This window comes from Leucobacter sp. NPDC015123 (genome assembly GCF_043080205.1).
GTDB lineage: Bacteria > Actinomycetota > Actinomycetes > Actinomycetales > Microbacteriaceae > Leucobacter > Leucobacter aridicollis_A.
In genome coordinates, this window is record NZ_JBIBVH010000001.1 from 80,716 (window position 1) to 94,635 (window position 13,920).

Below are 13,920 nucleotides of genomic sequence, written 5' to 3' on the forward strand. Positions count from 1 at the left end.
CGATTCAATGGTGAACAGCACCCCCGGAGTGCCACACCCTCGGCGTCGCCACATGCGACGCCGAGTTCTGGGAGCCGCGCTCGCGCTCGGACTCGCCAGCCTGTTGGCGGCCTGCAGCGGCCATGCAATTCCAGGCACGGAAAGCGTCGGCCCGGGCACCCCAGTCGACGGCGGCACGCTCCGTGTCGGTTTCGTCGGCGGAGGCGCGGCAGACACCCTCGACGGCGCGATCGCCACGAACCTCGGAGACACCGCACGAGCCGTCAATATGTACAACGCGCTGCTCTACCGCGACGACGACTTCGCGCTCAAGCCGATGCTTGCCACCTCGGTCGACCCGAACACCGACGCGACAGTCTGGACGGCTCACCTGCGCACCGACGTGAAGTTCTCAGACGGAACCCCGATGACCTCGCGCGACGTCGTCGCAAGCATCGAGCGGATCGTCGATCCCGACGATCCGAAGAACGGCGCGGCCGGACTCGGGCACCTGACGGAGGTCGTCGCCATCGACGACTTCACTGTGGAGTTCAGACTCAGCCAGCCTGACTCGGCACTCGACGACAGCCTCGGGCAGTACACAATGACGATCGTGCCAGAAGACTTCGACCCGACTGCGCCGGTCGGAACCGGCCCGTTCAGGCTGCAGAGCTTCACGCCTGGCCAGTCGACGGTTCTCGAACGAAACCCCTTCTACTGGGGCGACGACGTGCCCTTCCTCGACGCGATTGAGCTTCTCAATTTCAACGACACCGACGCGCTCATCAATGCGCTGCTCTCGAGTCAGGTTGACGCCGTCGCCCAAATTCCGGCGGCGCTCGCCGAGGTAATCGACTCTGACGCGCGCATGCAGATCCTCAACTCCGAGACCGGAATGTGGCTCCCGTTCACGATGCGCACTGACGTCGCGCCGTTCGACGACGAGCGCGTCAGGCAGGCGTTCCGCCTCGTCGTGGACCGCGAGCAGATGGTCGAGCAAGTGCTCTCGGGGTACGGCACCATCGGCAACGACATGTTCGCAAGCTTCGACCCCGCCTACCCAAACTTCCCGCAACGCACGCAAGACATCGAGGAAGCGAAACGCCTCCTTGCCGAGGCCGGCTACCCTGACGGCCTCACTGTCGAGCTCGCGACGGCCCCCATTCAGGCGGGTACCGTCGAAGCCGCACAGGTGTTCGCCGAGCAGGCGGCGGAGGCCGGGATCACCGTGGAGATCAACCGGATGGACCTGACGACGTACTGGGGCGACTACCTCGAGTACCCCTTCTCGCAGAGCTTCTGGTACACGCGAAACTTCCTCCCACAAGCGAACTCTGGCGCGATGCCCGATTCACCGTTCAACGAAACCCACTGGACAGATGCCGAGTTCGTCGATCTCGTCGTGCAGGCTCGCGGCGAGACAGACGAGGCGGCTCGCAGCGAGCTGATCGAGGCGGCGCAGGCAACTATGTACGAGCGTGGCGGCCTCATCATTTGGGGCTTCGCCAATCAACTCGACGCGTACCAATCGTACGTCGGAGGGCTCGTGCCGAACGCCACAGGAATCCCGCTCTCTGGCTTCCAACTGCAGCGCGTCTGGATAGGAGAAGTCTCATGATTCTGCGGCTCATCGCGCGACGCCTCGCAATCAGCGTCGCGATCCTCATCGTCGTCTCGATGGTGATCTTCTTCGTCACCCTCCTCCTTCCCGGAGACCCGGCCCAGGCGATCCTCGGTCAACAGGCCACCCCAGAACGGATCGCGGCGATCCACGAACAGATGAACCTCAACGAGCCCGCGTGGAAACGCTACCTGCTGTGGCTCGGCGGGCTCTTCGTCGGCGACTTCGGGATCTCCGCGGCGACCTCGCAGCCCGTCGCCGCACTCATCGGCGAACGGGTGGGCGCGTCACTGTTTCTCATGATCGCCGCAGCGATCATCTCGATCCCTGTCGGCATCCTTGTCGGCATCTGGTCTGCGCTCCGCCGCGGGCGCGCGACCGACACGGCGATCACCGGCATCTCCCTCGTGCTCGCGGCCCTGCCCGAGTTCGTCGTCGGCATCGCCCTCGTCGCGCTCTTCGCGACGACGGTCTTCCCGATCCTGCCCGCCGTCACGATGCAGCCCCCGGGCACGCAGGTGTGGGACTTCCCCACCCAGCTCATCCTGCCCGTGCTCGTGCTCGTGCTCGTCGTCACCCCGTACATCGTGCGCATGATGCGCGCGACGATGCTCGAGGTGCTCGACTCGGGCTACGTCGAGATGGCACGCCTGAAGGGTGTGCCCGAGCGCCGCGTCATCATGCGCCATGCACTCCCCCACGCCATCGGACCCGTCGCGCAGGTCATCGCGATCCAACTCGCGTGGATGGCCGGCGGCGTGGTCGTCGTCGAGTTCCTTTTCAGGTACCCGGGGCTCGGCCAGGCGCTCATCGAGGCAGTGAACTACCGCGACGTGATGGTCGTCGTCGCGATCACCATGATCGTCGCCGCGATCTACGTCGTCGTGAATCTCCTCGCCGACATCGTCGGGATCCTCGCGAACCCGAAACTCCACACTCGAGGAGGGAACTAACATGTCGAACCCACAAGACGCCTCGGGGCTGAACGCGACGAACACCTTGTCCGCGCAGGATCTCGCCCACAGCAAGTCCGCGAACACCGGCGCGAACGTGTCGTTCATGCACCGCTTTTGGAGGCAACGTCAGGCAAAGATCGGGGTGCTACTCACCGCGATCATCGTGGTGCTTGCGTTCCTCGGCCCACTGCTTCTGCCATGGGCGACGGGATACACAGCGACAGAGTTCGCCAGCCGCCCCTTCCAGCCCGACGGCCTGTTCGGCACCGACAACCTCGGTCGCGACGTGTGGTCGCGCTTCCTCGCTGGCGGACTCAGCCTCCTCATCTACTCCGCGCTCGCGACACTCGTCGGGCTCATCATCGGGGTGGCGCTCGGCATGGCCGCCGCGTATTCGGGCGGGTGGCTCGACTCGCTCATCATGCGCGCGAACGACGTGCTCCTCGCCGTGCCGCAGCTGCTGTTCGCGCTGCTCGCGGTGACAGTGCTCGGCCCGAAGGGCTGGGTACTCGTCACAGTGATCGGCATCACCCACGCGCCGCGCATTGCTCGTGTCGCGCGGTCTGCCGCGCTCAACGTCATAAACGAGGATTACATTCTCGCGGCCGAGATGTACGCGGTGCCACGCAGCCGGATCCTCACCCGCGAAATTCTCCCGAACATCACCGGCCCGCTCGCCGTCGAGGCAGGGCTCCGACTGACGTACTCGATCGGCGCGATCGCCTCGCTGTCGTTCCTCGGGCTCGGAGTGCAGCCGCCCGCGGCGGACTGGGGCCTGATGATCAACGAGAACCGCATCGCCCTCTCGCTGCAGCCCGCGGGCGTGCTGCTCCCGGTCGTCGCGATCGCGATCCTGACCGTCGGCACCAACCTCATTGCGGACTCGATCGCTCGCGCATCCGCCAACACGAACGCAGGTGAGAAGTAATGACTCAGCAGTCCCCCGTCGCGCCCATCGAGACTGACGCGCAGAAGAACGGCACCGCCTGGCAGCTGCGCATGTCGGCCGACGAACCGATCCTCGAGGTAGACGACCTCACGATTTCCGCGGCTGCCACCGGCCTCGCCGTGGTGTCCGACGTGAACCTCGACCTGCGGGCGGCGGAGATCCTCGCGCTCGTCGGCGAGTCGGGATCGGGTAAGACGACAGTCGGCCTCGCAGTGCTCGGCCACATCCGCGAGGGCCTCGCGCACACCGGCGGAACGGTCGCGCTCTATCCATCCGACAGCCCCGACCCCGCCGAGATGCTCACGCTGGGCGAGTCCGCGAGGCGACAGCTCCGCGGCGCTCGCGTCAGCTACGTGCCTCAGGATCCGGCGCTCTCGCTGAACCCGAGCATGCGGGTTGGCGCCCAGATTCGCGAGGTGCTCGACATCCACGAGTACGGCGCGTCTGAGGCCGACCGCACGGACCGGGTCCGCTCGGTGCTGCGGGAGGTCGGACTCCCCGACAGCGACGAGTACCAGCGCCGCTGGCCGCACCAGCTGTCCGGCGGGCAGCAGCAGCGCATTGGGATCGCAATGGCCTTCGCGATGTACCCAGACGTGATTGTGCTCGATGAGCCGACAACTGGCCTCGACGTCACCACGCAAGAACAGGTCCTCGACACTATTCGAGACATGACCGTGAAGAACCGGGTCGCGGGGCTCTACATCACCCACGACCTCGCCGTCGTCTCAGAGATCGCCGACAGGGTGGCGGTCATGCTTCGCGGCGAAATCGTGGAGGTCGGCGAGACCGGTCAGGTGCTCGTGCGACCGCAGCACGACTACACCCGCCGGCTGCTCAGGGCCGTGCCAGACCTCGCGGGCAAGAACCAGCTCGGAAAGCTCTCGAAGATGGACGCTCGCACCGCAGAGTTCCTGACGGGCGAACTCGACATCCTGAAGCACACTGCCCCAGACAAGGTCGTGTCCCGATCAAGCCACGGGCCCGAAGGCGTGTCGCGTGTGAGCAGCGCCGGGAGCCCTGCCGCTCCAGTCTCGGCGGAAGCGCGGATCTCGATCCGAGACCTCCGCGTCGCCTACGGCAAGAATCAGGTGCTCCGCGGCATCAATCTCGATTTCGCGGCGGGCGAGAGCACCCTCCTCCTCGGCCAGTCAGGATCAGGCAAGACGACCCTCGCCCGTTCCATCGCAGGCCTGCTCAGCGGCTACGAGGGCTCTATCCGTTACCAGGGCGAAGAGCTCGCGAAGTCCACACGGGGTCGCACTGAGCTCCAGCGGCGCGAGATTCAATACATCTTCCAGTCCCCGTTCTCGTCGCTGAACCCGCGCCGCACGCTCGGGCAATCACTCCTCGTGCCGCTCGAGATGTCGAGCGAGTACAGCGCGGAGGAGCGCCGAGAACGGGTGAGAGACGCACTCGACGCTGTGCAGCTCGGCCGCCAGTTCTACGACAGGCGGCCAGGAGACCTCTCGGGCGGTGAACGCCAGCGCGCCGCGATCGCGCGGGCCCTCGTGAACATGCCGTCGGTTCTCGTGTGCGACGAGATCACCTCGGCGCTCGATGTCTCGGTGCAGGCGAACATCATCTCGCTCCTGCACACACTCCAAGAAGAGCGCGACCTCACAGTGCTCTTCGTCACGCACAACATCGCGTTGGCGCGCCACATCGCGTCACGCGTCGCCGTGCTCAACCGTGGCGAGATCGTGGACGACGGCCCGGTCGACGAGGTGCTCAACAACCCGACGCACGCCTACACGAAGGAGCTGCTCGCGAACATTCCTACTCTGTAGGGGGTGGCGCTCGCTGCCCTGGGCCACCAGCCCCGACTGCTTGGCCCGCTGCATCGGCAGCCCCGCCAGAGAACCATATTCCTGCAGCATGATCCCTTCCCGACGGTAGGTAACGGGCTCAGCTGCAAGAATAGGGTCCTTTGGCGCAAGGGCGACTCACGGGGAGCGGCTCGCAGGCAGCAGCTCACTGCGGAGAAAGCAGCGACCGAGGGTCGTGAGACGAAAAAAGCCCCGGAAAACCGGGGCTTTTCTGTGGCTGGGATACCAGGACTCGAACCTAGAATGACGGTACCAGAAACCGTAGTGTTGCCAATTACACCATATCCCACTGTGGCTGTGGCGACTCTTCCGAGCGCCGCACCAAGACATTACTTTACCCGGTTTCCCTACGGAACTCAAAACCGGCCCGGCGACGAGCGGCCGCCGGGCGCGCCGCGCCTCAACCGGTAATGCGCTCGCGCACGAGCGGACCCGGCGCGTGGGCTCCCGGAGCCGCGTCGGCGTCGATCTCCCAGGCACCTTCGAGTGCTTCAAGGGCCCGCGGGAACCGAGCAGCGTCCTCCGCGGCAAGCGTGAACAGCGGCTGGCCCGCAACGACCGAGTCGCCTGGCTTCGCGTGCAGGTCGATGCCCGCCGAATGGATCACTGGGTCCTCCGCTCGTGCCCGTCCCGCACCGAGGCGCCAGGCCGCGATGCCAAATGGCAGCCCCTCGAGCTTCGACATCACGCCAGAAACGGGCGCGGTCACGACGTGGGTCTCGCGCGCCACGGGGAGCGCAGCGTCTGGGTCGCCACCCTGGGCGGCGATCATAGCACGCCAGGAATCCATCGCCCTGCCGTTGTCGAGAGCGCCTGCGACATCGGCGTCTGGCAGCCCTGCGAGCGCGAGCATCTCTTGCGCGAGCGCGATCGTGAGTTCGCGCACGTCGGAGGGACCCCCACCTGCGAGCACCTCGACCGACTCCCGCACCTCGTTCGCGTTGCCGATCGTCAGGCCGAGCGGCACGTTCATGTCGGTAAGCAGCGCAGAGGTCTTGACGCCCGAGTCGGTGCCGAGCGCGACCATCGTCTCTGCGAGCTCGCGCGCCATCGCGTAGTCCTGCATGAACGCACCCGAGCCAAACTTCACATCGAGCACGAGTGCGCCAGTCCCCTCGGCGATCTTCTTCGACATGATGCTCGACGCAATCAGCGGGATCGAGTCGACGGTGCCAGTCACGTCGCGCAGCGCGTAGAGCTTCTTGTCTGCCGGGGCGAGGCCCGACCCAGCAGCGCAAATCACCGCGCCGACGTCACCGTCGAGCTGCGCGAACATCTCTTCGTTCGACAGCGCCGCACGCCAGCCGGGAATCGCTTCGAGCTTGTCGAGTGTCCCGCCAGTGTGCCCGAGGCCCCGCCCTGACAGCTGCGGCACAGCGACACCGAACGACGCGACGAGCGGCGCGAGCGGCAGCGTGATCTTGTCGCCGACGCCGCCGGTCGAGTGCTTGTCCACGGTCGGCTTGGAGAGGCCAGCGAAGCTCATCCGCTCACCCGAGTCGATCATGGCGTCGGTGAGCACGCGGATCTCGTCTCGGGCCATCCCGCGCTGGTAGACCGCCATCGCGAACGACGCCATCTGCGCGTCGGAGACGTAGCCACGGGTGTACGCGTCAACCATCCAGCGGAGCGCCGGCTCGGGCACCGCTCCCCCGTCGCGCTTCGCACGGATCACATCTACGGCATCAAATGGCTCAACACTCACGGTGGTTCCTTTCGAAGGGGCTAGGTTAGGTCGACTCAGCGACGCATTCGAGGTCGCGCGGACCGAACGCGTCGGGCAGCACTTCGTCGATCGTGCGGATGCCCGACACGGTCTCGAGCAGCATGCCTTCGGCTGAGTGTTCGTACAGGAGCTGCCGACAGCGCCCGCACGGCATAATCGTCTCCTCGGCCCGGTTCACGCACACGAATGCGACGAGCTTGCCGCCGCCGCCCATGTGCAGGTCGCCGACGAGCGCACACTCGGCACAGAGCGTCAGCCCGTACGACGCGTTCTCCACGTTGCACCCCGAGACGATCCTGCCCGAGTCTGTGAGCGCAGCCGCTCCCACTGGGTACTTCGAGTAGGGCACGTAGGCGTGATCAAGCGCCGCGACCGCAGCGGCACGGAGCCCCGCCCAGTCGACGCCGTGGTCGTCAATTGTCACGGCCGTTATCCCTTCACGTAGGGCTTGCCGCTCGCGGCTGGCGCACGGGACTTACCCGAGAAGCCAACGACGGCGAGGATCGTCACGACGTACGGCAGCATCGACATGAACTCGGACGGGATTGGCGAGCCGAGGTTGTTCAGCAGCGTCTCGAGGTTCTTCGTGAACCCGAAGAGCAGTGCTGCGAGCGTCGCCCGCCACGGATCCCAGCCGCCAAAGATGACTGCTGCGAGGGCGATGAAGCCGAGGCCACCCGCCATCTCCTTGTCGAACGCGCCAACGGAGCCGAGCGTAAAGTAGGCGCCGCCGATGCCGGCAATCGCGCCAGCGAGCAGCAGGTTCCAGAACCGTGTCGGGTTCACCTTGATGCCCACGGTGTCAGCGGCCTGCGGGTGCTCGCCGACTGCACGGAGGCGGAGCCCCCAGCGGCTGCGGTACAGCGCCCACGTGACGAGCGGCACGATGATGTAGGCAAGGTAAACGATGAGGGTCTGGTTGAAGAGCACGGGTCCCACGATCGGGATCTCGCTGAGCCCCGGGATCGCCCACCGCGGAAAGCGCGGCGGCGAGTTCAGTGTCGCAGCGTTCGGCTGCAGGAGGGCTCCGTGCAGGAAGCTCGTGAGGCCAGTGATGAGCACGTTGAGCACGACGCCGACGATCACCTGGGTGACGACATACGTGATCGAGAATACGGCGAGGATCGCGGCAACCAGGGCGCCCGCAACGAGCGCGCCGATGAGGCCCGCGACGTAGGATCCGGTGATCGAGGCGATGAGCGCGCTCGTGAACGCGGCGAACAGGAACTGCGCCTCGATCGCGACGTTGACGACGCCCGCGCGCTCACCGATGACTCCGCCGAGGGCACCAAAGATGAGCGGCACCGACAGCGACAGCGCACCGAAGAGCAGGCCCGTCACTGGGACGATGCCACCGGCGGCCGACCAGGTGAGGAACAGGAAGATGCCGATGATCGCGAAGATCACGGTGAACCACAGCGGGATGCGCTTGTACTGGGCTGCGAAGACGAACGTCAGCGCCGCCATCGCGGTCAGGATCAGCGCACACGCGATAACGGTGCCTGCGGTCGGCAGCGCGACGTCGGGCAGCTGCATGGACTGGGTCCGGTCGGAAAGACGGAACGTGCTCTCCCCCGCGCGCGAGCCTGGGAAGGCGAGCAGGAGACCGATCGCCGCGACGACCGCGAACGCGATCGGCGCCTTCAGGCTGCGGGTGCGGACGACGCCAGCGCCGTCGACGACGACCTGGGTGCCTGTGAGTTCGTGGACCGCGCTCATGCCGACGCTCCCTTCTGCTGGAGTGCGTGCACTCGGTCAAAGCGCTTGAGGCCAAAGACCGTGCGCACGAGCGGCGGTGCCGCAATGAAGAGCACGATGAGCGCCTGCACGACGAGCACGATATCGACGGGAATCTTCTCGGTAATCTGCATCGTGAAGCTGCCTGCCTTCAGCGCGCCAAACAGGAGGCCCGCCCAGACGACGCCCCACGCGCGCGATCGGCCGAGCAGCGCGACAGTGATCGCGTCAAAGCCGATGCCCGCGTCGATGTGGCTGCCGAAGCCGGTGGTGATGGTGCCGGCGATCTGGTTCGCGCCGGCGAGACCTGCGAGGCCGCCCGCAATCGCCATCGCGTAGAAAATGATCCGCTCGACCTTGATGCCAGAGGCGCGGGCCGCGTGCGGGTTCTCGCCAACGGCGCGCATGCGGAAGCCGAGCGACGAGCGCTCCATCAGCCACCAGACGAAGCCCGCCGCGAGCAGCGCGACGATGAAGCCCCAGTGCGTCGTGAGCGGTGCACCGAACAGCAGCGGGAACTTCGCACTCTCTGGGGTGACCGGCGAGATCGGCTGGTTGCCGCCGGGGCGCATCAGGAGGCCGGGCGTCGACAGCAGCCACGCGATGAAGTAGAACGCGACGAAGTTCAGCATGATCGTCAGGATTACCTCGTGCGCGCCGGTGCGGGCCTTCAAGAATCCGACGATACCGCCCCAAATGACGCCGCCCGCGATGCCTGCGACGACGACGAGCGGCAGGTGCAGCCAGAACGGCAGGTCCATGCCGAACATCACAAAGCCTGAGGCCGCCGCGCCCATGAGCATCTGGCCGCGGCCACCAATGTTGAAGAGGCCGACGCGGAATGCGAGGCCGACGCCAAGGCCAGCCATGATGAGCGGCGTGGCGAAGTTCAGAGTGTCAGACAGCGGCTTGATCGCGCGCAGAAAGCTCGGCGCCTCGTAGTTGAAGATCGAGCCGCGGAAGAGCGCGGCGTAGCCGCCTGCGATCGCATCCCAGATCGCCACGAAGGTGTCAGCCGGACGCTGGAAGAAGTACCCTGAGGCTTCAATCACTTTCGGGTCGGTGAACGCAATGAGCAGGCCGCCGATGAGCATCGACAGAACGATCGCGAGCACGGTCGTCGTGACCGAGCTCGACAGCAGCTCGCTGATGAGTTTGTTCTGCGGCGGGCGCTCCGCCGTCTCGGGCTTCGCCCCTGCGGGCTGCCCGTTCGTGTCAATTGTCGGTGCGCTCACGCCGCGACTCCTTCGGGGGTTTCGCCGGCCATCATGAGGCCGAGGGTTTCGCGCGAAGCGTTTCCTGGAACGATGCCGATGATCGCTCCCTTGTACATCACGGCGATGCGGTCTGCGAGCGCGGAGACCTCGTCGAGCTCGGTTGAGACGAGCACGACGGGGACGCCTGCGTCGCGCGCCTCAACGATCCGGGTGTGGATGAACTCGATCGATCCGACGTCGACGCCGCGCGTCGGCTGCGAAGCGACGAGCAGGTTCAGCGGCCGGCTGAGCTCGCGGGCGATCACGACCTTCTGCTGGTTGCCGCCGGAGAGGCTTCCGGCCGGAGAGCTGGGGCCCTGCGTGCGAATGTCGTATTCGGCGATTTTCGCCTCGGCGAAGTCTGTGAGAACGCCGCGCCTGACCGTTCCGGCCTTTACGAACTCGGGGTCGCTCGTACGGTTCAGCATCAGGTTCTCCGCGACCGAGAAGGTGCCGACGAGGCCGTCCTCGATGCGGTCCTCGGGCACGAATCCGACACCGTCGTCGATGATCTGCTTTACGGGTTTGCCGACGATCGACTTCCCGTTGAGGGTGATGTCCCCTGACGTGAGCTGCTGCAGTCCCACCAGCGACTCGGTGAGTTCGGTCTGGCCATTACCCTGCACGCCGGCGATCGCGAGGATCTCGCCGGGGCGAACCTCGAGGTTCACTCGGTCCACGACGATGTGGCCCGTGCTGTCGGCGATCGTGACATCGGAGAGCCGTAGTCCGCCGTCGCCGAGCTTCGGGGCGTCCTTCTGGACGGTGAGTTCGACAGCGCGGCCAACCATCAGCGAGGCGAGCTCGTTCGTCGAAGACTCGGGCGACGCCTCCGCGACGACCTTGCCGTGGCGAATGACTGTGATGCGGTCGGCGACCTCACGGACCTCGCGGAGTTTATGGGTGATGAAGACAATTGCCGTGCCCTCGCTGCGCAGCTGGCGCATGATCTGCATGAGCTCGTCGGTCTCCTGCGGCGTGAGCACGGCTGTCGGCTCGTCGAACACGAGCACCTTCGCGTCGCGCGACAGCGCCTTGATGATCTCGACGCGCTGCTGCACGCCGACGGGGAGATCTTCGACGACTGCGTCGGGATCGACCTCGAAGCCGAAGCGATCTGCGACCTCGCGCACGTGGGCGCGTGCGCTCGTGAGGTCGAGTGCGCCAGCAAACTTCGTGCTCTCGTGTCCGAGCATGACGTTCTCGGCGACGGTGAACACGGGTACGAGCATGAAGTGCTGATGCACCATGCCGATGCCTGCGGCCATCGCGTCACCCGGTCCCTTGAAGTGCTGCACCTCGCCGTCGACGACGATCTCACCTTCGTCGGGCTGGTAGAGCCCGTAGAGCACGTTCATCAGTGTGGACTTGCCGGCGCCGTTCTCACCCAGCAGGGCGTGAATTTCTCCGGGTCGCACCTCGATTGAGATGCGGTCGTTCGCGGTGAATGATCCGAATCGCTTCGTGATCCCGCGCAGTTCGAGCGTCATGCCGTAAATCTATCCAAGTTCGTTTCTCTGGGGTAGTGCAGTGGCACAACCCCTGGTGAATCCACGATGGCGGGCCGGTGAGCGATCAAGGATCGCCCGCCGGCCCGCCATCAGAGTGCCCTACGGCGAGGAGGGTGACTCAACCTTGATCGAGCCGTCGATGATGCCTGCCTTGATCTCGTCGAGCTGCTTCTGCAGGTCTGCGGGGACCTTGTCTGCGAAGTCGTTGAACCCGGAGAGGCTCACGCCGTCGTTCTCGAGTACGCCAACAAACGGCTCAGCGCTGAACTTGCCCTGAGCGGCCTCCATCACTGCGTCGTACACAGCGATGTCCATGCTCTTCATGATCGAGGTGAAGAGAATGTCCTGCACCTTCGGGTCAGTCTGGTAGACGTCGGCGTCAACGCCGACGAGCTTCGCGGTCCCGCCGGAGTCGCGGATCGCCTCAGCAGCCGACTGGTAGATCGGGCCGCCGACGGGGAGGAGCACGTCTGCGCCCTGGTCGAGGATGCCCTGTGCCATCTGCTTCGCGGTGTCGTTCGCTGCGAACTCGCCGGTGAACTGGCCGTCCTGCTTCGCGACGTCCCAGCCGATGACCTTGACGTCCTTGCCGTTCTCCTTGTTGAAGTAGTCGACGCCGTCCTGGAAGCCGTCCATGAAGATGGTGACAGGCGGAATCTTTGCGCCGCCGAAGGTGCCGACGGTGCCGGTCTCCGAGACAGCTGCCGCAGCGTAGCCGCCGAGGAAGGCTGCCTGCGCGGTGTCGAACACGAGGGGCTTGATGTTCGGCGCATCAGTCTCGCCGTCGAAGTCGTTGTCAGCCCAGTCGTCGATGATCGCGAACTGCACGTCGGGGTTCGCCTTTGCAGCGTTCACCGTCGGCTCCGAGAGCATGAAGCCCACCGAAACAATGAAGGTGCACCCTGCGTCGACGAGGCCGCTGAGGTTCGATGCGTAGTCGCTCGCGCTCTTGGACTCGGTCTCGCCGGCCTCGACCTCGAGCTCTTCGGCTGCCTTGGTCAGCCCCTCGTAGCCGAGCTGGTTGAACGACTTGTCGTCGAAGCCGCCCTCGTCAGACACCATGCAGGGCTTGAAGCCGGCAACGGCCTCTGCGCCGCCGCTTTCGCCGCCAGCCTCGGGCGCCTGGCCACACGCCGAGAGGCCGAGCACGAGGCCCGCCGCGGCGGTGAGGCCGAGCATCTTCTTAGTTGTTGAGATGGTCAATTGGTTAACCCCCATGGATGAGCGCCCGCGCCTACCGCGGGCGAATGAGATTCATTAGTGTATTCCTACAGCACGACGCCCCTCGACGCACCGCGAGAGTGGAAATGGTTGCATTTTCGATATCAACCCCACGGAAGCTACGTTAAGCGTTTGTACCTTCCGCCAAAACTACCCGATTTTCGGGCGTTAGTTGTCCTCCGAGACCGGATCCGTTCCGCGGCCATCGAGCGCATCGATGTAGCGCAGCACGATGCCCTCGCGCAACGCCCACGGCGAGATCGTGAGAGTCGAGACATCGAACACCTTCATTGCCGTGCGCAGCACCACGGCGCCTGCCATGATCTGGTAGCCGCGCTCGGGCGTGATCCCAGGCAGGTACTCGCGAACCGAGCCCGGCATGTCGCGCAGCGTCGGCTCCCACTCCCGAAGACCTGCGTAGTGCAGCTCAGCAAGGTCGCCAGTCGCTGGGTCGGGTGGCCCACCGATGAGGCGCGCGAGTGACCGGATCGTCTTCGACGTGCCGACGACACGCTTCGGCTTCGGCCTGCCCTTGAACATCTCCTTGCGCACCCGCGTGAACTCCTCGCGAGCGTGCGCGCGCAGCCTGGAGATGCCCTCGGCTGTGGGTGGATCTTCTGGGAGGTACATGATCGTCGAGCGTCCAGCGCCGAGTGGCAGGGAGACCTGCACGTCGGGGTACTCGTCTGCTCCCTGCGCGATCTCGAACGATCCTCCACCGATGTCGAAGAGCAGAATCTCCCCCGCCGACCAGCCCAGCCAGCGGCGCACCGCAAGCATCGTGATCCGCGCCTCGTCCTCGCCCGACAGCACGTCAAGCTTCAGACCGGTCTCGCGCTCGATCCGCGCGAGCACTTCCTCACCGTTGGCAGCCTCACGGATCGCGGAGGTCGCCGTCGCGAGAAGATCGTCGACGCCTATCTCCTGCACGGTCTTCACTGCATCCGCGATCGCGGCGATGATCCGGGTGACACCCTCTTCGGTGATCGCACCGTCGTCGTCGAGGTAGCGCATGAGCCGCAGCGTCGAACGCTGCGAGTGGTATGGGTTCGGGCTCGCGCCAGGATGGGCGTCAACCACGAGGAGATGAACGGTATTCGAACCTACGTCGATGACTCCGAGTCGCATGAGCACG

Annotated in this window: 11 protein-coding genes and 1 tRNA gene; 4 read left to right on the forward strand and 8 right to left on the reverse strand. The window is 65.6% G+C overall.

The genetic code is table 11. The features are described 5' to 3' along the window. Positions 1-7 precede the first annotated feature (7 nt). From ACF07D_RS00385 to ACF07D_RS00400, 4 genes are all read left to right on the forward strand, one after another. Positions 8-1,597 carry an ABC transporter substrate-binding protein gene (locus ACF07D_RS00385; RefSeq protein WP_391503491.1) on the forward strand — a complete coding sequence of 530 codons (1,590 nt, stop codon included), beginning with the start codon at positions 8-10 and terminating at the stop codon, positions 1,595-1,597. Then, the gene (locus tag ACF07D_RS00390; protein WP_391503492.1) at positions 1,594-2,553 is read left to right on the forward strand and encodes an ABC transporter permease; all 960 of its coding nucleotides are present in this window, start codon (positions 1,594-1,596) and stop codon (positions 2,551-2,553) included. Before ACF07D_RS00385 ends, ACF07D_RS00390 begins: the two co-directional genes overlap by 4 nt. Positions 2,554-2,659: 106 nt before the next feature. Continuing rightward, positions 2,660-3,484 (forward strand): ABC transporter permease, encoded by an 825-nt coding sequence (locus ACF07D_RS00395; RefSeq protein ID WP_391503935.1) that lies wholly within the window; start codon positions 2,660-2,662, stop codon positions 3,482-3,484. Then, positions 3,484-5,295: an ABC transporter ATP-binding protein gene (locus ACF07D_RS00400; protein WP_391503493.1), complete on the forward strand. Its 1,812-nt coding sequence runs from the start codon at positions 3,484-3,486 to the stop codon at positions 5,293-5,295. Before ACF07D_RS00395 ends, ACF07D_RS00400 begins: the two co-directional genes overlap by 1 nt. 253 nt (positions 5,296-5,548) lie before the next feature. Here the strand turns inward: ACF07D_RS00400 and ACF07D_RS00405 are convergent. The 8 genes from ACF07D_RS00405 to ACF07D_RS00440 form a co-directional block, all read right to left on the reverse strand. Further along, a tRNA-Gln gene (locus tag ACF07D_RS00405) sits at positions 5,549-5,623 on the reverse strand. A 111-nt stretch (positions 5,624-5,734) separates the two neighbouring features. Further along, a complete protein-coding gene (locus ACF07D_RS00410) occupies positions 5,735-7,039 on the reverse strand; it encodes a thymidine phosphorylase (protein WP_391503494.1) in 1,305 nt (434 codons plus the stop codon). A gap of 25 nt (positions 7,040-7,064) precedes the next feature. After that, a complete protein-coding gene (locus ACF07D_RS00415) occupies positions 7,065-7,484 on the reverse strand; it encodes a cytidine deaminase (RefSeq protein ID WP_391503495.1) in 420 nt (139 codons plus the stop codon). 5 nt (positions 7,485-7,489) lie between these two features. Next, complete coding sequence (locus tag ACF07D_RS00420) at positions 7,490-8,779, reverse strand: ABC transporter permease (RefSeq protein WP_119282976.1); 1,290 nt, start codon at positions 8,777-8,779, stop codon at positions 7,490-7,492. Further along, a complete protein-coding gene (locus ACF07D_RS00425; RefSeq protein ID WP_255809500.1) occupies positions 8,776-10,032 on the reverse strand; it encodes an ABC transporter permease in 1,257 nt (418 codons plus the stop codon). Before ACF07D_RS00425 ends, ACF07D_RS00420 begins: the two co-directional genes overlap by 4 nt. Continuing rightward, complete coding sequence (locus tag ACF07D_RS00430; RefSeq protein ID WP_255809499.1) at positions 10,029-11,543, reverse strand: ABC transporter ATP-binding protein; 1,515 nt, start codon at positions 11,541-11,543, stop codon at positions 10,029-10,031. The genes ACF07D_RS00425 and ACF07D_RS00430 overlap by 4 nt, the downstream gene beginning before the upstream one ends. A 120-nt stretch (positions 11,544-11,663) precedes the next feature. Continuing rightward, positions 11,664-12,767 (reverse strand): BMP family protein, encoded by a 1,104-nt coding sequence (locus tag ACF07D_RS00435; RefSeq protein ID WP_119282974.1) that lies wholly within the window; start codon positions 12,765-12,767, stop codon positions 11,664-11,666. Positions 12,768-12,953: 186 nt separating this feature from the next. Next, entirely contained in the window at positions 12,954-13,913 is a 960-nt protein-coding gene (locus ACF07D_RS00440; protein ID WP_119282973.1) for a Ppx/GppA phosphatase family protein, read from the reverse strand. Positions 13,914-13,920: the final 7 nt, after the last annotated feature.

Coding starts and splice junctions, on each gene's coding strand:
- ACF07D_RS00385 (WP_391503491.1), top strand. CDS start 8: ATGGTGAACAGCACCCCCGGAGTGCCACACCCTCGGCGTCGCCACATG.
- ACF07D_RS00400 (WP_391503493.1), top strand. CDS start 3,484: ATGACTCAGCAGTCCCCCGTCGCGCCCATCGAGACTGACGCGCAGAAG.
- ACF07D_RS00420 (WP_119282976.1), bottom strand. CDS start 8,779: ATGAGCGCGGTCCACGAACTCACAGGCACCCAGGTCGTCGTCGACGGC.
- ACF07D_RS00440 (WP_119282973.1), bottom strand. CDS start 13,913: ATGCGACTCGGAGTCATCGACGTAGGTTCGAATACCGTTCATCTCCTC.
- ACF07D_RS00390 (WP_391503492.1), top strand. CDS start 1,594: ATGATTCTGCGGCTCATCGCGCGACGCCTCGCAATCAGCGTCGCGATC.
- ACF07D_RS00395 (WP_391503935.1), top strand. CDS start 2,660: ATGCACCGCTTTTGGAGGCAACGTCAGGCAAAGATCGGGGTGCTACTC.
- ACF07D_RS00430 (WP_255809499.1), bottom strand. CDS start 11,543: ATGACGCTCGAACTGCGCGGGATCACGAAGCGATTCGGATCATTCACC.